The sequence below is a fragment of the Massilia sp. 01N410 genome, assembly GCF_056399665.1.
In genome coordinates this window covers 14,678-31,879 of the sequence record NZ_JBFTRV010000022.1, presented here as the reverse complement: position 1 = coordinate 31,879, position 17,202 = coordinate 14,678, and the positions used below count along the sequence as shown (strand labels likewise).

The window sequence follows — 17,202 nt, the reverse complement described above, 5'->3', positions numbered from 1 at the left end:
GCGAACGTCACCCCAGCCGCGTCGCCGGCCTCAACCCCACCTGCTCCCGCCGCGCCACCAGTTCCTGGTACAGGCTCACATACCCGTCCGCCATCTGCTCGGCGGTGAACAGCTGCCAGTAGCGCGCCTCGGCGCGGCGTCCCATCTCGCTGGCCAGTTGCGGATCGTCCCACAGGGTGCGCATCGCTTCGCGCAGGGCTTCGTGGTCGGAGGGCGGCACCACCAGGCCGGTCTGCTGGTGGATGTTGATGTAGGTGGTGCCGGTGCCGATCTCGCTCGAGATCATCGGCTTGCCGAACATCGCGCCTTCGAGCAGCGAGATGCCGAAGGCTTCCGAGCGCAGGTGCGAGGGGAAGGACACCGCATAGCACAGCTTGAGCAGGGCAACCTTGTCCATGTCGTCCAGCTTACCGACGAACATCACGTTCTTCAGGCCCAGGCGCTCGGCGTGGGCCTTCAGCTCCTGCTCGATCGGGCCGGCGCCGACGATCACCACCGGGTAATCGGTACCCGCCACCGCATCCAGCAGGATGTGCAGCCCCTTGTAGTAGCGCAGCACGCCGACGAACAGGAAGAATTTCGGGCCGACCTTGGCTCGCCAGTGGTCCAGCAGCGCCTCATCCGGCTCCGGATAGCTGGACTTGTCGAGGCCGAAGGTGATCACGCGGGTCTTGTCGCGGTAGCGGTCCAGCACCGTGGACGAACCCAGGTAGTTGGGCGACGTCGCCACGATCGCGTCGACGCTCTGCAGGAAACGGTTCTGCAGCGGCTGGTAAAAGCGCAGCAGGGCCTTCTGGCGCACGATGTCGGAATGGTAGGTCACCACGCTGGGCTTGTTCACGCGCGCCAGGAAGTGGGCCAGGTCCATGAAGGGCCAGGGGAAATGGTAGTGCACGACGTCGGCATCAAGCGCCATGCGCGCCAGCTCGGAAATCGCCTGCAGCGACACCCCGTTCGATGCCAGCTCGAAGTTCTGCGGCACCCGGTGCACCATATGCCCTTCGAACTCGAAAGGCCGGAGGTCGGTCTCGCGCGACAGCGACAGCACCTGGTTGGTCACCCCCAGCCGCCCGGTTCCGACGCACATCTGGCGGATGACCTGTTCGATCCCGCCCACCGAATCGGGATAGTAGGTCTTGTAGAAGTGAAGGATACGCATGGCTAAATTGCTAGAGCACTGAATCTTTAGATAAGTGAACGGTAGACGGCGGCGGTCTGGCGCGCCGTCGCACGCCAGGTCAGCTGGGCCGCGCGGGCGCGCCCGGCGGTGATGCAGCGCGCCCGCAGCGAGGGCTCGCGCACCAGGGCCAGCATGGCCTCGCCGATCGCCTTGACGTCGAGCGGATCGACTTCGAGCGCCGCCCCGGCCGACACCTCGGGCAGCGAGGTCACGTTCGAGGTCACCACCGGCACACCCGATGCGAAGGCTTCGAGCACGGGAATCCCGAAGCCTTCGTACAGCGAGGGAAACACGAACACGCCGGCGCCGGCATACACGTGGCGCAGCTGGGCGTCGTCCGTCAGGCGGTTCAGCCAGATCACGCCGGCGCCGTCCGCCACCTTGGCGGCGATCCGGCGCAGCAGCTCTTCCGAACGGGCGCCGGCATTGCCGACGATGACCAGCTGGCGCTCGTCGCGCACCGCCCGCGGCAGCGCGAGCCAGGCTTCCAGCAGGCGCTCGACGTTCTTGCGCGGCTGCAGCGTGCCGACGAACAGGAAGTAGCCGGGCCGCAGTCCGCAGGCCTGCAGCGTGGCCGCCACTTCGCCCGGCGCCGGCGGTTCCAGCCATTCCTCGTCGACGCCGTTCGGCACCACCGAGATACGGCGTTCGTCGACGCCGAAGCAGTCGACCAGTTCCTCGACCGCATACTGCGACACGGCGATCACGTGGTCGGCCTTCTGCGCCGCCTTGCGCTGCAGCCAGTTCTTCATTCCGCGCAGGCGCGGATTGCACCATTCGGGATGCTTGATCGGCAGTGCGTCGTGCAGGGTCGCCACCACCGGGCAATCCATCCGCGCCACGCGGTAGTCGGTCGCGTGGAAGACGTCGGCCGGCATGTGGATGCGGTGCGCGCTCGGCGTCAGCAGGTCGATCAGGGTGGCGCGCCCGAAGGATTGCGGCAGCGCCCGGCCCTCGCTGGGCGGGATCTTCCCTTCCGGCCAGGAGAACGGCAACACCTCGCAGCCGGCAGCCGGCAGGTGGCGCAGCAGGGCCCGGGTGTACACCCCGATGCCGTCCAGCCGCCCGCCAGTGAAGCCCGGTTCGATCATGGTCGTTCCCAGGCCGACTCTCACTCCACTCACGCCGTGTACATCCAGCGCAGCGTGTCAAGCAGCGGGGTCGGCTCGACCTTGCCGATGACGCCTGCCAGCTTGGCGTTGCTGCCGGTGAGCGTCAGCACCTCGTTGGCGCGCACGAAGGCGGGATTGACGTGCACTTCGATGCGGTAGCCGGCGATCTCGCTCATCATGTCGATCAGGCTTTCCAGCGAATGCGGCTGGCCCGAGCAGACGTTGAAGGCTTCGCCGGCGGGCGCCGCCGCCAGCAGCCGGCGGTAGCTCCTGGCCACCATGCGCACGTCGGAAAAGTCGCGCGCGATCGCCAGGTTGCCCAGCTCGATGCGGCGCGCTTCCTTGCGGAAGTGGGAGACGATCTTCGGCAGCAGGAAATTCTCGGTCTGGCCGACGCCGGTATAGTTGAACGGACGCGCGATCGTGATCGGCAGCTTGTCCATCCACAGGCGCGCCATGGTTTCCATTGCCAGCTTGCTGACCGCGTAGTCGTTGGCCGGATTCGGCGCCACGCTTTCGTCGATGACGGCCACGTCGGCGTTGCCGTAGATATTGGCGGAAGAAGCCAGCAATACGCTGGACGGCTTGTGCGCGCCGGCCGCCAGCGCTTCCAGCAGGTTGCGGGTGCCGACCACGTTGACGCGGTACATCTGGTCGGCATCGTTATGGGCCACGAAGGCGATGGCGGCCAGGTGCACGACCACGTCCGGCCGCACCTGTTCGACGGCCGCGGCAACCGAGGCGCGGTCGAGCAGGTCGACGGCGAAAATGTCCGGGCCGGTCGGCTCGCCCGGCAGCACGGTGCCGTGGACGTGGTAGCCGGCGGCGCTCAGTTCGCGCGCCATGTAATAACCGGTGAAACCGCGCAGCCCGGTGATCAGGGCGCGCTTGCCCTCGCCTTCGCGCCCTTCGACCATGCCGGCGATCTCGTCCGTGACCATGCGGTTCATGTCAGAACGAGAAACCCAGTTCGTTGCGGCGCAGGTCGGCGTCGACCATCATCTGGCACAGCTGTTCCAGCGTGGTGTGCGCCTTCCAGCCGAGTTCGCGCTCGGCCTTGCCCGGATCGCCGATCAGCAGGTCGACCTCGGCCGGGCGGTAGAACTTGGGCGACACGCGCACCAGCAGCTTGCCGGTACGGCCGCAATGACCGGTCTCGCCCTCGCCCTGGCCCTTCCATTCGACGTCGATGCCGGCGCCGCGGAAGGCCATGGTCACGAAGTCGCGCACGGTCTCGGTGCGGTTGGTGGCCAGCACAAAGGTGTCCGGCTGGTCGGCCTGCAGCATGCGCCACATGCCTTCCACGTATTCGCGCGCATAGCCCCAGTCGCGCTTGGCGTCCAGGTTGCCCAGTTCGAGCACGTCGAGCTTGTTCAGCACGATCTTGGCCACCGAGTCGGTGATCTTGCGGGTCACGAATTCACGGCCGCGCAGCGGCGACTCGTGGTTGAACAGGATGCCGGAACTGCCGAAGATGCCGTAGGATTCGCGGTAGTTGACGGTCATCCAGTGCGCATACAGCTTGGCCACGCCATACGGGCTGCGCGGGTAGAACGGGGTGCTCTCGATCTGCGGCACGGCCTGCACCTTGCCGAACATTTCGGAGGTCGAGGCCTGGTAGAAGCGCGCTTTCGGATGCACGATGCGGATTGCTTCCAGCAGGTTGACGGCGCCCAGACCGGTGATCGAGGCGGTGGTGACCGGCTGCTCGAAGGAGACGCCGACGAAGCTTTGCGCCGCCAGGTTGTAGACTTCGTCCGGGCGGGTCGATTCCAGCAGGCGGATGCTGGAGGAGAGATCGGTCAGGTCGTACTCGACCAGCGACAGGTTCGGGTGGCTCTCGACGCCCAGTTCGGCGATGCGCCAGAAATTGACAGAGCTGGATCGGCGGAAAGTACCTGTCACGTGGTACCCTTTTTCCAGGAGCAACTGCGCAAGATAAGCGCCATCCTGGCCCGTAATGCCGGTAATCAGGGCTCTTTTTGTAGTTTGCATGTTCTAGGTATTTCCAGGTGCTGGTCTGAGGAGGCCACCGCGGCAGGCGGCTGGCGTTTGGGAGAGTCCGGACCAGATAATTCCGACAAACCCCGCATTGTAACAGAGCCAATGCTTGCAGCTTTGCACGGGAGAAAGCGTGCCAAAGACACAACATATACTTGACTATTATCACCTGAAACAGTTGAACCACGTCGCGTGATTACGCATTGTTACGTCTGCCTCAAGGTTCATTACAAGTTCGTCAAATGTACGGAACTTCTACATTTGGACGACAACCATAGGGGAACACCCATGAAAAAAGGCCGCGAACGGCCTTTTTTGTCCCGAGAATGTTAAATCTCAGCGTGCGGATACGGCGTCCACAACGCACAACGCCGTCATGTTGACGATCCGGCGTACGGTGGCCGACGGCGTCAGGATGTGCACCGGACGCGCGCAGCCCAGCAGCACCGGACCGACGGCGATGCCGTTGCCGGCCGCGGTCTTGAGCAGGTTGTAGGCGATGTTGGCGGCGTCGATGTTCGGCATCACCACCAGGTTGGCGTCGCCCTTCAGCGTCGATTGCGGCATGATCTTGGCGCGCAGCTTCGAATCCAGCGCGGCGTCGCCGTGCATCTCGCCGTCGACTTCCAGGTTCGGGGCCTTCTGCTGCACCAGCGCCAGCGCGGCGCGCATCTTCTGCGCCGACTCGCTGTTCGATGTACCGAAGTTCGAGTGCGACAGCAGCGCCGCGCGCGGCGTGATGCCGAAACGCTCCAGCTCCTCGGCCGCCATGATCGTGATCTCGGCCAGCTCTTCCGCCGTCGGGTTCTCGTTGACGTGGGTGTCGACCATCGCCAGCTGGCGTTCCTCGGTGATGACGAAGTTCATCGCCGCGTAGACGTTGGCGCCCGGGCGCAGGCCCAGCACCTTGTCGATGAATTCCAGGTGGGCGTGGGTGGTGCCGTAGGTGCCGCAGATCATGCCGTCGGCATCGCCCTTGTGGACCATCATGGCACCGATCAGGGTATGGCGGCGGCGCATCGCCAGCTTGGCCATGTCCTGGGTCACGCCCTTGCGCATCACCATCTGGTGGTAGGTCTGCCAGTAGTCGCGGTAGCGCTCGTCGAAGTCCGGGTTGATGACGTCGAAGTGCTGGCCGGGCTTCAGGCGCAGGCCGAACTTTTCGATGCGCTGTTCCAGCACGGCCGGGCGGCCGACCAGGATCGGGCGCGCCAGGCCTTCGTCCACCACCACCTGCACCGCGCGCAGCACGCGCTCGTCCTCGCCTTCGGCGTAGACGATGCGCTTGAGCTCGGCCGGGGCGCTCTTGGCGACCTGGAACAGCGGCTTCATGAAGGAACCGCTGCGGTACACGAACTGCTCCAGGCTCTCGGCGTAGGCGGCCAGGTCGGCGATCGGACGGGTGGCGACGCCGCCATCCATCGCGGCCTTCGCCACCGCCGGTGCGATATGGGTCAGCAGGCGCGGGTCGAAGGGCATCGGGATCAGGTATTCCGGCCCGAAGGACAGGTTGGCGATGCCATAGGCCGAGGCCACGATGTCCGACTGCTCGGCATGGGCCAGCTCGGCGATCGCATGCACCACCGCGATTTCCATCTCGCGCGTGATGGTGCTCGCGCCGCAGTCCAGGGCGCCGCGGAACATGTAGGGGAAGCAGAGGACGTTGTTGACCTGGTTCGGGTAGTCCGAGCGGCCGGTCGCGATGATCACGTCGCTGCGCACGGCCTTCGCATCTTCCGGCAGGATCTCCGGGTTCGGGTTGGCCAGCGCCAGGATCAGCGGATTCGGCGCCATCTTCGCCACCATCTCCGGCTTCAGCACGCCGCCGGCGGACAGGCCCAGGAAGATGTCGGCGTCCGGAATCACCTCGGCCAGGCTGCGGTGCGGCGTGTCCTGGGCGAAACGCTCCTTGTCCGGGTCCATCAGTTCGGTGCGGCCTTTATAGACCACGCCGGCCAGGTCGGTCACGAAGATGTTCTCGATCGGGAAGCCGAGGTCGACGATCAGGTCGAGGCAGGCCAGCGCCGCCGCGCCCGCGCCCGACACCACCAGCTTGCACTGCTTGAGATCCTTGCCGACCACCTTCAGGCCGTTCAGGATGGCGGCGCCGACGATGATCGCGGTGCCGTGCTGGTCGTCGTGGAAGACCGGAATCTTCATGCGCTCGCGCAGCTTGCGCTCGATGTAGAAGCACTCCGGCGCCTTGATGTCTTCCAGGTTCACGCCGCCGAAAGTCGGTTCCAGTGCGGCGATCACGTCGATCAGCTTGTCCGGATCGGTCTCGTTGATCTCGATGTCGAAGACGTCGATGCCGGCGAACTTCTTGAACAGCACGCCCTTGCCTTCCATGACCGGCTTCGAAGCCAGCGGGCCGATATTGCCCAGGCCGAGGACGGCGGTGCCGTTCGAGATCACGGCGACCAGGTTGCCGCGCGCCGTGTATTTATAGGAGTTGGCCGGATCCTTGACGATCTCCTCGCAGGGAGCGGCCACGCCCGGCGAATAGGCCAGCGCCAGGTCGCGCTGGTTCAGCAGCTGCTTGGTGGCGGTGACGGAAATCTTGCCGGGGCGGGGAATCTGGTGATACTCGAGCGCTGCAGCACGCAGTTGTTGGCGTAATTCTTCTTTTTTGTCGATTGACGAATCCATGCTTTGCAGGCCTTCCTGAACTGTACTGGGACTGGGGGACTTTGATTTTATCAGAGGGAATCCTCTAATCGTGTAGGTATTTCTACCGACAGCCTTGCCAAAAAGTTGTACATACAGCGGCCGCCAGTATGCCAGGCAGACGTATTCCGGGCTGCCGGGCCGGATTACAATCCCGCCCATGCTCTCCGAATTCGACCTCATCAAACAGTATTTCACCCGTAAGGGGCGCCCTGACGCCTCCGGCCGCACCGTGCTCGGCGTCGGCGACGACTGCGCCCTGCTGGCGCCCACGCCCGGCATGCAGCTGGCGGTGTCGTCCGACATGCTGGTCGAGGGCCGGCACTTCCTGGCCGGCGCCGATGCTTTCGACCTCGGCCACAAATCCCTGGCCGTAAACCTGTCGGACCTGGCCGCGATGGGCGCCGCACCGCTCGGCTTCACCCTGGCGCTGGCCCTGCCCGCCGCCGATCCCGCCTGGCTGGACGGCTTTTCGCGCGGCCTGTTCGCGCTGGCCGATGCCCACGGCTGCGAACTGGTCGGCGGCGATACCACCAAGGGGCCGCTGAACATCTGCATCACGATCTTCGGCGAGCTGGCGCCCGGTACGGCGCTGCGGCGCGACGCCGCCCGTCCCGGCGACGACATCTGGATCTCCGGTACCCTGGGCGATGCCCGCCTGGCGCTGGCGGATTCCCTGGACGAGCTCGCGCTGGACGAGGCGGACCGGCGGCAGGCGGCGCCGCGCCTGCACGCGCCCTCGCCGCGCGTGGCCCTCGGCCGGCTGCTGGCCGGCGAGCGGCTGGCGCATGCGGCGCTGGACATCTCGGACGGCCTGGTCGGCGACCTCGGCCACATCCTCGCGGCCTCGGAGGTGGGCGCGCTGCTGGACGTCGACGCGCTGCCGGCCGGACCGACGCTGGCGCGCCAGGCGCTCGACCTGCGGCGGCGCTTCACGGCGGCGGGCGGAGACGATTACGAACTGTGCTTCACGGCGCCGGCCGCGAACCGGGATGCGATCCTGGCGGCCGGGCAGCGTTCGGGCACGCCGGTCACGCGCGTGGGACGTATCGAGACCGAGCCTGGACTGCGCCTGGTGGATGGCGGCGGCGCACCGCTGGCCCTGAATCTGCACGGCTGGGACCACTTCGCGTAGGGTGGACTCGGAGAGTCCAGCCTACCCGGTTCAGGCCACCTGCTCGTCGCGCGGCTTCTTGCGGTCGTCATACGGCCCATGCGTCAGCCAGTACTGGCGAAAGGCCAGGCGCACATTGTCGCGCAGCTCGTTGTCGTTCCAGGGCTTGGTATAGAAGCGGTAGATGGCGCCGCGGTTGATCGAATCGAGCACCGTGTCCACGCCGACATAGCCTGACAGGATGATGCGGATGGTGTCCGGATACATCTCCTTCACCTTGCTCAGGAATTCGATCCCGCTCATCGCCGGCATGCGCTGGTCGCACAGGATCACCTGCACGTGGTACAGCGCCAGCAGCTCGAAGCCCTCGGCCGGCGTGGCCGCCGTCAGCACCCGGTAGTTATCGCGCCGGAACAGGCGGTGCAGGCTTGCGAGCACGTTGACGTCGTCGTCCACCACCAGCAGGGTCTGGACGTTGCGATCGTCCGGCGCCGGGCGGGTCGGCTGGGCGCGGTTCTCGAGCACCAACTTGCCCAGCTCGCCGGCGCCAAGCGCGCGAGAGAAATGGAAGCCCTGGATCTCGTCGCAGAAATGACGCCGCAACAGCGCCATCTGGGCGCGCGATTCCACGCCCTCCGCGATCACCTGCATGTGCAGGCTGTGCGCCATGCTGATGATGGCCAGTGCGATCGCGGCATCGTCCGGATTGGTCGTGATGTCGCGCACGAAGGCGATGTCGATCTTCAGCTTGTCGATCGGGAAGCGCTTCAGGTAGGCCAGGCTCGAATAGCCGGTGCCGAAGTCGTCGATCGCGATGCGGATGCCGAGCGCCTTCAGGCTCTCCAGCACCTCGATCGTGTGCTCGGCATTGCTCATCAGCGCGCTCTCGGTCAGCTCCAGTTCCAGCAGCCCCGGCTCGACCTTGTGCTTCTGGAGCGCCGCGCGGATGTCGCCCTCGAGGTCGCCCTCGACGAACTGGCGGCTCGACACGTTCACCGCCACCCGCACGTCGCGCACGCCCTGCCGGTTCCAGGCGGCGATCTGGCGGCAGGCTTCGTCGATGATCCAGGAGCCGACCCGCACCACCATCCCGGTCTCTTCCATGATGGGCACGAACTCGGCCGGGTAGACCAGGCCGAAGCCGGGACGGCGCCAGCGCAGCAGCGCCTCGACCCCGCTGACCCTTCCGGTGTTGAGGTCGAGCTTGGGCTGGTAGTGCAGTTCGAACTGCTCGCCGTCGATCGCCCCGCGCAAGGCCAGCTCGAGGTCCAGGCGCGCCAGCACCTGCACGTTCATGCCGGAGGTGAAGAAGCGGTAGCCGTCGCGTCCCGCTTCACGGGCGCGCACCATGGCGACGTCGGCGTACTTGACCAGGGTGCCCGGGTCGGTGGCGTCGTCCGGGTACATGGCGATGCCGATGCTGGCCGTCAGCGCGGCCTGCTGGCCGTTCAGGTCGAACGGCGCGCGCAGCGCTTCGCGCACCTCGTTGGCGACGGCGACCGCCTCCTCTTCCTGCTGCTCGCGCGTCATGGTGAGGATCAGCGCGAACTCGTCGCCGCCCAGGCGTCCGACGGTGTCGCGCAGGCGCACGCAGCGCACCAGGCGGGTGCTGAACTGGCGCAGCAGCTCGTCGCCCAGCGCCGGGCCGAGCGAATCGTTGATGATCTTGAAGCGGTCGAGGGTGATGAACAGCACCGCGATGCGCCAGTTCTTGTCCTGGGCCAGTTCGATGGCGTCGCGCAGAGTGTGGAAGAACAGGGTGCGGTTCGGCAGGCCGGTCAGGCTGTCGTAGTTCGACATGTGCTTCAGGCGCTGGGCCGCGTGCAGGCGTTCGCTGATGTCGCGCGCCACCGCGATCAGCATGCGCATCTCGTCCAGCCGCTGCAGCTGCCAGCTGATCTCGACCGGCACCGCGCCCTGCCCGTCGGCGCGCAGCAGGTCGGTCTCGACGATGTCGTGCTCGCGCGGCGCCGAACCGGGGTCCGAGTAGCGTTCCAGCTGGGCCCGCTCGGCCAGGCCCAGCGCCACCGGATCGATGCGCAGCAGCGCCTCGCGCGAAAAGCCCAGCATGCGGCAGGCGCCGTCGCTGACGTCGACCATCGCCATGTTGCGGGCGTCGACCAGGAAGATGGCGTCGGCGGTGGCGTCCATCGCGCCGCGGAAGCGCTGCAGCTCGGCGGTGCGTTCCCTCACCTTGCGCTCCAGGCGGGCGCCGTGCTCGCGCGACTCCTTGTGGAACAGGCGTACTTCCAGCAGGTTGCGGATGCGGGTCAGCACCTCGACGGTGTCGAAAGGCTTGCCGATGAAGTCTCTCGCCCCGGCCTCGAGCGCGGCCAGCTTCTTGTCCGGCTCGGCCGTCACCACCAGCACCGGCAGCCAGGATTCGCGCTCCATCGGCTTCAGCGCTTCCATCACCTGGAAGCCGTCCATGTGCGGCATCTGCAGGTCGAGGATGATCAGGTCGAAGCGATGCTGCAGGTGCAGCGTGGCCACCTGGCGCGGATCGGTGGTGCTGGCGACCTGTTCGTAGCCGCTGGTCTTGAGCAGGAATTCGAGCAGCTGCACGTTGACCGGTTCGTCATCGACGATCAGGATGCTCGCGCGCCGGATATCCGAAGGCGAAATCATGGAGATGACCTCATGGGGCTGTCCTTTCTTCCGGGGCGCGCTGGGTAAGCACGCCGTCTATGGCCGCATTCAACTGTTCGATGTCGATCGGCTTGGTGAGGTAGCGGGCGAAACCCGCCGACAGGCCGCGCTCGATATCGCGCGGCATGGCGTTGGCGGTGAGGGCGATGGCCGGGATGTGCGCGGTGCCCGGATCGCGCCGCAGCTGGGCCAGCACCTCGAAGCCGCTCATGCCCGGCAGGTTCAGGTCCATCAGGATGACCGCCGGGCGGTGCGTATGCGCCAGCGCCAGACCGGCATGGCCGTCCGGTGCGCTCAGGAGGCGCAGGTCGGCGCGGAAGGCCACGATCTCCTGCACCAGCCGCAGGTTGGCGGGATTATCCTCGATATACAGGATCAGGCGCGGCGCCGCGCTGTCCGGTGCGACCGCGGCCTGGCCGGCCTCCTGCTGGGCCGGCGCCGCCAGCTGGGCCAGTGGCGCCGCGGCCGACAGCTCGATCCAGAAGGTGCTGCCCACGCCCGGGGTGCTGGCGGCGCCGATCTCGCCCTTCATCAGCTCGACCAGGCGCTTGGTGAAGACCAGGCCGATGCCGGTGCCTTCCTGGGTGCCGTTCTCCTGGCCGAGGCGGTTAAAGGGCTGGAACAGCGCGGCCACCTGCTCCGGGCGCAGCCCCATGCCGGTATCGACCACCGACAGGCGCAGCCGATCCGGTGCGTGGGCGGCGCACGCCACGCTCACCGTGCCGCCCTCGCGGTTGTACTTGACCGCGTTCGACAGCAGGTTCAGCAGCACCTGCTTGAGGCGGGTGCGGTCGGCCTGGACCAGGGCCACGGCACTTTCGGGATCGCCGGCCGCAGGGAACTGCACGCGGATCCCGCGCGCCGCCGCCAGCGGCTCGATCATGCTGCGGCACTCGGCCAGGATCTCGGCCAGGCCGACCGGCTCCATCGACAGGGTCAGCGCGCCCGCCTCGACCTTGGCCAGGTCGAGGATCTCGTTGATCAGGGTGAGCAGGTGGCGGCCCGACTTCAGGATGTGACCGGAGAATTCCTTCTTCTGCTCGGGCGTGGTCGGCATATTGTCGGCGGCCAGGATCTGGGCGAAGCCGAGGATGGCGTTGAGCGGCGTGCGCAGCTCGTGGCTCATCGACGACAGGAAGGCCGACTTGGCCTGGTTGGCGTTGCGCGCCTCCTCGATCGCCAGCTCCAGCTCGGAATTGGCCAGCTCCAGCTGCATGGTGCGCTCCTGCACGCGCTGCTCCAGTCTCTCGTTCAGGCGCATCACTTCCTGCTTCGAGCCTTCCAGGGCCAGGGTGCGCTGCTCGATCTCGGTCAGCATCGCATTGAAGGAATCGACCAGGGCGGCCGCCTCGTCCTCGCTGATACGCGGCGCGCGGCGCGAATAGTCGCGCTTTTCCACCACCTCGCGCGCGATGGTGGTGATGGCGTCGATCGGGGTCGTGATCGTGTGGCCGAGCCGGCGCACCAGCAGCCAGGTTGTCAGCAACGCCAGCAGGGTGGTGGCGATACAGATCAGCAGATAGTCGCGTACCCGGCCCATCAGCTGGTTGGCGGAGCGCAGGTAGACCGTACCCAGCGTCTCGCCGTTCTCGACGATGGGTTTGTACAGCACCAGGTCGTCGCCGTCCCTGGTATACGGTTTGATTTTTTTCCCGGTCCTGCGCGGATGCGGCGGGAAGGTTCCGCTCTCGCCCGGCGCCAGGTAGGACGCGAACAGCGCCCCGCTCTGGTCGTAGATGGCGGCCGCGCGCACCGAGGGCCGCGAACGCAGCAGGGCCAGGTTCTCGCGGGCCAGGCGCGGATCGTCGAAAGCCAGCGCCGCCGACGTCATGTGCCCGACCAGTTCGGCCTGGGTCGAGAGGTCGTTCAGCAGCGCGTGCTGGTAGCCGCGGAGGTCATAGGCGACCACCGTGCCGACCGATACCGCCAGCGCCGCCAGCGTGGTCGACATCACGATGGTAACCAGCTTGGTACGGATCGAGCGCTGGCCGATCATGCCGCCTCGGCCATGCGCGAACGTTCGAACGGCATGTCAGTCCTACATCAAGAAGTGAGCGCTACCGGGACGAGCCCGGCAGGCGTGCAGGATAGCAGCAGCCCCAAAGATGATGTCGCACGGAACGACAGCAAATATTTTTCCGTTAACGTTTTAGCGCGCACCGGACCGATGCGCGCTAGAATGGTCCGGCGCACTTCAAAAGTAAACGCCAATGGATACGGGAGACGATATGCAGAACGATATTCTTGAACTTGCGGCCAGGGTCGGCAAACTGCTCGAAACGAAGAACCTGCTGCTGGCCACCGCCGAGTCCTGCACCGGGGGCGGCGTGTCCCAGGCGATCACCGAGATCCCCGGCTCGACCGGCTGGTTCGAGTGCGGCTTCGTCACCTATTCGAACGCGTCCAAGACCGAGATGCTGGACGTGCCGGCCGCGCTGATCGCCCAGTTCGGGTCCGTCAGCGTGGAGGTGGCCGGCGCCATGGCCGAAGGCGCGGTGGCCAACAGCAATGCGGACGTGGCCGTGTCCACCACCGGCATCGCCGGCCCGACCGGCGCGGTGCCGGGCAAGCCGGTCGGCACCGTCTGCTTCGGCTGGTCGAAGGGCGGCACCACCTACACCGAGCGCCTGGTGTTCTCGGGCGACCGCCGCGCGGTGCGCGAACAGACGGTGGCGCACGCCCTGGCCGGGCTGCTGCGCTTCCTCGAATAAGGAGATGCCGGCCCTCGCCCTGCGACTAGGCCTGGCGGCCGGCAGCCTGCTGCTGGCCGCTTCCGCGTCTGCCGGCACTGCTACCAGCAACGGCGCCGGCACCGGCACCGACGTCACCGTGTATGCGGCCGGCGACATCGCCCGCTGTCCCTACCCCGACCCCGCATATTCGCGCGCGGCCGATACCGCCCGCACCGTCGCCGCCGGCCTCGCCGCCGACCCCGAGGCCGTGGTGCTGACCCTGGGCGACCATACCTATCCCTACGGCCGCGCCGGGGAATTCACCGACTGCTACGACCCGACCTGGGGCGCATTCAAGAACCGCACCTGGCCGGCGCCCGGCAATCACGAGTACTACACGCCGAAGGCCGCGCCCTACTTCGCCTACTTCGGCGAGCGCGCCGGACGCGGCTACTACAGCCTGGCGCTGGGCAGCTGGCATATCGTTTCGCTGGACAGCAACCTGGCCCCGGCCGAGCATGCCGCCCAACTGGAGTGGCTGCGCGCCGACCTGGCCGCCCATCCGGCCCGGTGCACGCTGGCCTTCTGGCACCATCCGCTGTACAGCTCGGGCGGCCACGGCAGCATCCCGAAGATGCGCGACGCATGGCGCCTGCTGCAGGAAGCCGGCGCCGAGCTGGTGCTGTCCGGCCATGACCACGACTACGAACGCTTCGCGCCCCAGGACGCCGACGGCCGCCTCGACCGCGCCCACGGCATGCGCCAGTTCGTGGTCGGCACCGGCGGCGCTTACCCGACGCCGTTCCTGCTCACGGTCGATAACAGCGAGATGCGCGACAGCGGCCGCACCGGCGTGCTGCGCCTGCGCCTGCTGGACGGCCGCTACGAATGGGAATTCCTGGAGTCGGACCGCCTCACCACGCTGGGCCTGCCCGAGCCCGACCGCGGCAGCGATGCCTGCCACTGATTGCCCCCACGGAGGTTTCATGAACATGCGCCTGCCGTCGCTCCTGCTGCCCCTGGCCACGGTGCTGGCCATCGCCGTTGCGCCGGCGGCCGCCCAGAATCCGCCGCCGGCCACCGCCCTGCCGCAGATCGCGTACGAGAAAACCACGCTGCCGAACGGCCTGGAGCTGATCCTGATCGAGGACCACCGCCTGCCCATCGTCGCCGTGAACATCTGGTACCACGTGGGGCCGGCCAACGAGGCGCCGGGGCTGACCGGCTTCGCCCACCTGTTCGAGCACATGATGTTCGCCGCCACCCGGCACATCCCGCGCGGAGAAGCGGACCGCCTGCTGGAAGCCGCCGGCGCCACCGACAGCAACGGCAGCACGGATTACGACCGCACCAATTACTACGACACCGTGCCCTCGAATCAGCTGGAGCTGGCGCTGTGGGTGCATGCCGACCGCATGGGCTACCTGCTCGACGTGCTCGACCAGGCCGCGCTGTCGAACCAGCAGGACGTGGTGCGCAACGAGCGCCGCCAGAGCGTCGAGAACCGCCCCTACGGCATCGTCGAGGAAGCGCTGAACCACGCGCTGTTCCCGAAGAACCACCCCTACTATGCCTCGGTGATCGGCTCCCACGCCGACATCCAGAACGCCAGGCTGGCCGACGTGCGCGACTTCTTCACCCGCTACTACGGCCCGAACAACGCCAGCATCGTGATCGCCGGCGACATCGACAAGGCGAAGACGCGCGCCCTGGTGACGAAATATTTCGGGACCTTCAAACGCAGCGCGCCGGTGGCGAGACCGGACGTGGCAACGCCGCCGATCACGCGCGAGCGCCGCCTGACCGTGGCCGACCGGATCGAACTGTCGCGCGTCTACATGGCCTGGCTGACGCCGCCCGCCTACCAGCCGGGAGACGCCGAGCTGGCCGTCACGGCCCAGATCCTGGCCGGCGGCAAGGCCGGTCGGCTGTACAAATCGCTGGTCTACGAACGCCAGATCGCCCAGGACACGTCCGCCGCGCAGAATTCGAACGCCCTCGCCTCGACCTTCGTGATCGACGTCACCGCCCGGCCCGGCATTGAGGCCGCCGCCCTGGAAACGGCGATCGACGCCGAATTAAAAGCGCTGCGCGACGACGGTCCTTCCGACCAGGAAGTCGAACGGGCCCGCAACACGATCGAGACGGCAATGCTGACCTCGATCGAGAAGCTGGGCGGCGCCGGCCTGGCGAACCAGGTCAACCAGTACAACCAGTACACCGGCGATCCGGGCTACCTGCCGAAGGACATCGCGCGCCTGCGCCGCGTCAGCGCCGCCGACGTGCAGCGGGTGGCGCGCAGCTGGCTGCAGCCGAATGCGCGGGTGGTGGCGGCGGCCGTGCCGGGCAAGCCGGAACTGGGACCGGATCCGGCCGCACAGCCGGCGAAAGCGGGAGCGAAGACGGTCGCCGCGACCGGCATCAACCGCGACGAAGCCTGGCGCCGCCAGCCGCCGAAGCCGGGGCCGGCGCCGAAGTTCACGCTGCCGCGCGGCGATGGCTTCCAGCTGCCGAACGGCCTGCGCGTGATCCACCACTACAATCCGGCGCTGCCGCTGGTGGCGGCCGAGCTGGTGGTCAAGAGCGGCTCCGACGCCAATCCGGACCACGAGCCCGGCCTGTCCGGCTTCACCGCCCAGATGCTGCAGGAAGGGACGGCCACCCGCAGCGCGCCGCGCATCGCCGACGAGATCGCCCAACTGGGCGCCTTCCTCGGCAGCGCCAGCAGCACGGATTCGTCCACGGTCTCGCTGCTGTCGCTGCGCTCGACCTTTCCGCAGGCGCTGGAGGTATTGGCCGACGTGGTCCAGCATCCGGCCTTCCCCACCGCCGAAGTCGAGCGCCAGCGCGCCGCCCGCATCGGCGCGCTGACCCAGCAGCGCGACAACCCGGAGGCGGTGGCGGCCGTGGCCAGTGCCGGCGCGCTGTACGGCGCCAAACACCCCTACGGCTACGGCCAGCTCGGCACCGAGCAGGCAATCCGCGCCGTCACCCGCGACGACCTGTTCCAGTTCTGGCGCCGCCACTACGTGCCCGCCAACGCGGCCCTGATCGTCTCCGGCGACATCACCCTGGACGACCTGCGCGCCCTGGCGACCGCGCGCTTCGGCGGCTGGCCGCGCGTGCTGCCGTCGCCGGTGCGGATGGGCGATCCGGAAGGCACGCGTGCCCGCCTGGTGATGGTCGACAAACCGGGCGCCCCGCAGACCGCGCTGCGCCTGACCCAGCTGGCCACGAACCGCAAGACGCCCGATTATCCGACCCTGCAGGTGATGAACGCGGCGCTCGGCGGCCTCTTCTCGAGCCGCATCAACCTCAACCTGCGCGAAGACAAGGGCTACAGCTACGGCGTGTTCTCGAACTTCCGCTACGACCGCACGCAGGGCCCCTTCATCATCGCCGGCAGCGTGCGCACCGACGCCACCGGCGCCTCGATTTCCGAGATCTTCAAGGAAGTGCGCGCGATCCGCGCCATGGCCCTGCCGCCGGCTGAACTGGCGGGCGCGCGCGACTCGCAGGTGTATTCGCTGCCGGGCCAGTTCGAGACCAACAGCGCGATCGGCGCCAGCCTCGCCGAGACCTGGATCTTCGACCTGCCGCAGGATTACTGGCAGACCCTGCCCGAGCAGTTCCGCCGCGTCACCGCGCCCCAGGTGCAGGCGGCCGCCGGCAAATATCTGGCGCCGGAGCAGATGAAGGTGATCGCGGTCGGCGATAAAGCGAAGGTGCTGCCGCAGCTGAAGGACCTGGGGCTGGGGCAGCCGGAGTTGCGGGACGCCGATGGGCAGCTGCCCTGAGGCGCCCCGC

General features: G+C 67.4%; 11 protein-coding genes. 4 read left to right on the top strand and 7 right to left on the bottom strand.

Features of this window, described 5'->3' with window-relative positions:
• Positions 1–7: 7 nt before the first annotated feature.
• From AC1DOP_RS23095 to AC1DOP_RS23075, 5 genes are all read right to left on the bottom strand, one after another.
• Positions 8–1,159 (bottom strand): glycosyltransferase family 4 protein, encoded by a 1,152-nt coding sequence (locus tag AC1DOP_RS23095; protein ID WP_442124401.1) that lies wholly within the window; start codon positions 1,157–1,159, stop codon positions 8–10.
• 26 nt (positions 1,160–1,185) lie between these two features.
• Positions 1,186–2,304 carry a glycosyltransferase family 4 protein gene (locus tag AC1DOP_RS23090; protein ID WP_477253586.1) on the bottom strand — a complete coding sequence of 373 codons (1,119 nt, stop codon included), beginning with the start codon at positions 2,302–2,304 and terminating at the stop codon, positions 1,186–1,188.
• Positions 2,301–3,242, bottom strand: a complete 942-nt coding sequence (locus AC1DOP_RS23085) for a GDP-mannose 4,6-dehydratase (protein WP_442124403.1) — start codon at positions 3,240–3,242, stop codon at positions 2,301–2,303. The genes AC1DOP_RS23090 and AC1DOP_RS23085 overlap by 4 nt, the downstream gene beginning before the upstream one ends.
• 1 nt (position 3,243) lies before the next feature.
• Positions 3,244–4,287: a GDP-mannose 4,6-dehydratase gene (gene gmd, locus AC1DOP_RS23080; protein WP_477253584.1), complete on the bottom strand. Its 1,044-nt coding sequence runs from the start codon at positions 4,285–4,287 to the stop codon at positions 3,244–3,246.
• Positions 4,288–4,629: 342 nt separating this feature from the next.
• Complete coding sequence (locus AC1DOP_RS23075) at positions 4,630–6,942, bottom strand: NADP-dependent malic enzyme (protein WP_442124405.1); 2,313 nt, start codon at positions 6,940–6,942, stop codon at positions 4,630–4,632.
• Between the two features lie 178 nt (positions 6,943–7,120).
• Here AC1DOP_RS23075 and thiL point away from each other — a divergent pair, with 178 nt between their 5' ends.
• Positions 7,121–8,095 (top strand): thiamine-phosphate kinase, encoded by a 975-nt coding sequence (gene thiL, locus AC1DOP_RS23070; protein ID WP_477253582.1) that lies wholly within the window; start codon positions 7,121–7,123, stop codon positions 8,093–8,095.
• Between the two features lie 30 nt (positions 8,096–8,125).
• Here thiL and AC1DOP_RS23065 read toward each other — a convergent pair whose 3' ends face one another.
• Positions 8,126–10,702, bottom strand: coding sequence for an EAL domain-containing protein (locus AC1DOP_RS23065; protein ID WP_442124407.1), 2,577 nt, complete (start codon positions 10,700–10,702; stop codon positions 8,126–8,128).
• 10 nt (positions 10,703–10,712) lie between these two features.
• Positions 10,713–12,719 carry a sensor histidine kinase, YfiR-like protein-associated gene (locus AC1DOP_RS23060; protein ID WP_477253579.1) on the bottom strand — a complete coding sequence of 669 codons (2,007 nt, stop codon included), beginning with the start codon at positions 12,717–12,719 and terminating at the stop codon, positions 10,713–10,715.
• 232 nt (positions 12,720–12,951) lie between these two features.
• On the opposite strand from AC1DOP_RS23060, the gene AC1DOP_RS23055 reads away from it, so the two are divergent.
• The 3 genes from AC1DOP_RS23055 to AC1DOP_RS23045 are packed head-to-tail and all read left to right on the top strand — an operon-like array spanning position 12,952 to position 17,192.
• Complete coding sequence (locus AC1DOP_RS23055; RefSeq protein WP_442124409.1) at positions 12,952–13,434, top strand: CinA family protein; 483 nt, start codon at positions 12,952–12,954, stop codon at positions 13,432–13,434.
• A gap of 4 nt (positions 13,435–13,438) precedes the next feature.
• Entirely contained in the window at positions 13,439–14,362 is a 924-nt protein-coding gene (locus AC1DOP_RS23050; protein WP_477253577.1) for a metallophosphoesterase family protein, read from the top strand.
• Positions 14,363–14,381: 19 nt separating this feature from the next.
• On the top strand, positions 14,382–17,192 hold the full coding sequence (locus AC1DOP_RS23045; RefSeq protein WP_477253575.1) for a M16 family metallopeptidase: 2,811 nt from the start codon (positions 14,382–14,384) through the stop codon (positions 17,190–17,192).
• Positions 17,193–17,202 lie beyond the last annotated feature (10 nt).

Excerpts from the sequence above, each read along its gene's own strand:
- AC1DOP_RS23095 (WP_442124401.1), bottom strand. The coding sequence starts at position 1,159 with ATGCGTATCCTTCACTTCTACAAGACCTACTATCCCGATTCGGTGGGC.
- AC1DOP_RS23085 (WP_442124403.1), bottom strand. The coding sequence starts at position 3,242 with ATGAACCGCATGGTCACGGACGAGATCGCCGGCATGGTCGAAGGGCGC.
- gmd (WP_477253584.1), bottom strand. The coding sequence starts at position 4,287 with ATGCAAACTACAAAAAGAGCCCTGATTACCGGCATTACGGGCCAGGAT.
- AC1DOP_RS23075 (WP_442124405.1), bottom strand. The coding sequence starts at position 6,942 with ATGGATTCGTCAATCGACAAAAAAGAAGAATTACGCCAACAACTGCGT.
- thiL (WP_477253582.1), top strand. The coding sequence starts at position 7,121 with ATGCTCTCCGAATTCGACCTCATCAAACAGTATTTCACCCGTAAGGGG.
- AC1DOP_RS23065 (WP_442124407.1), bottom strand. The coding sequence starts at position 10,702 with ATGATTTCGCCTTCGGATATCCGGCGCGCGAGCATCCTGATCGTCGAT.
- AC1DOP_RS23060 (WP_477253579.1), bottom strand. The coding sequence starts at position 12,719 with ATGATCGGCCAGCGCTCGATCCGTACCAAGCTGGTTACCATCGTGATG.
- AC1DOP_RS23055 (WP_442124409.1), top strand. The coding sequence starts at position 12,952 with ATGCAGAACGATATTCTTGAACTTGCGGCCAGGGTCGGCAAACTGCTC.
- AC1DOP_RS23050 (WP_477253577.1), top strand. The coding sequence starts at position 13,439 with ATGCCGGCCCTCGCCCTGCGACTAGGCCTGGCGGCCGGCAGCCTGCTG.
- AC1DOP_RS23045 (WP_477253575.1), top strand. The coding sequence starts at position 14,382 with ATGAACATGCGCCTGCCGTCGCTCCTGCTGCCCCTGGCCACGGTGCTG.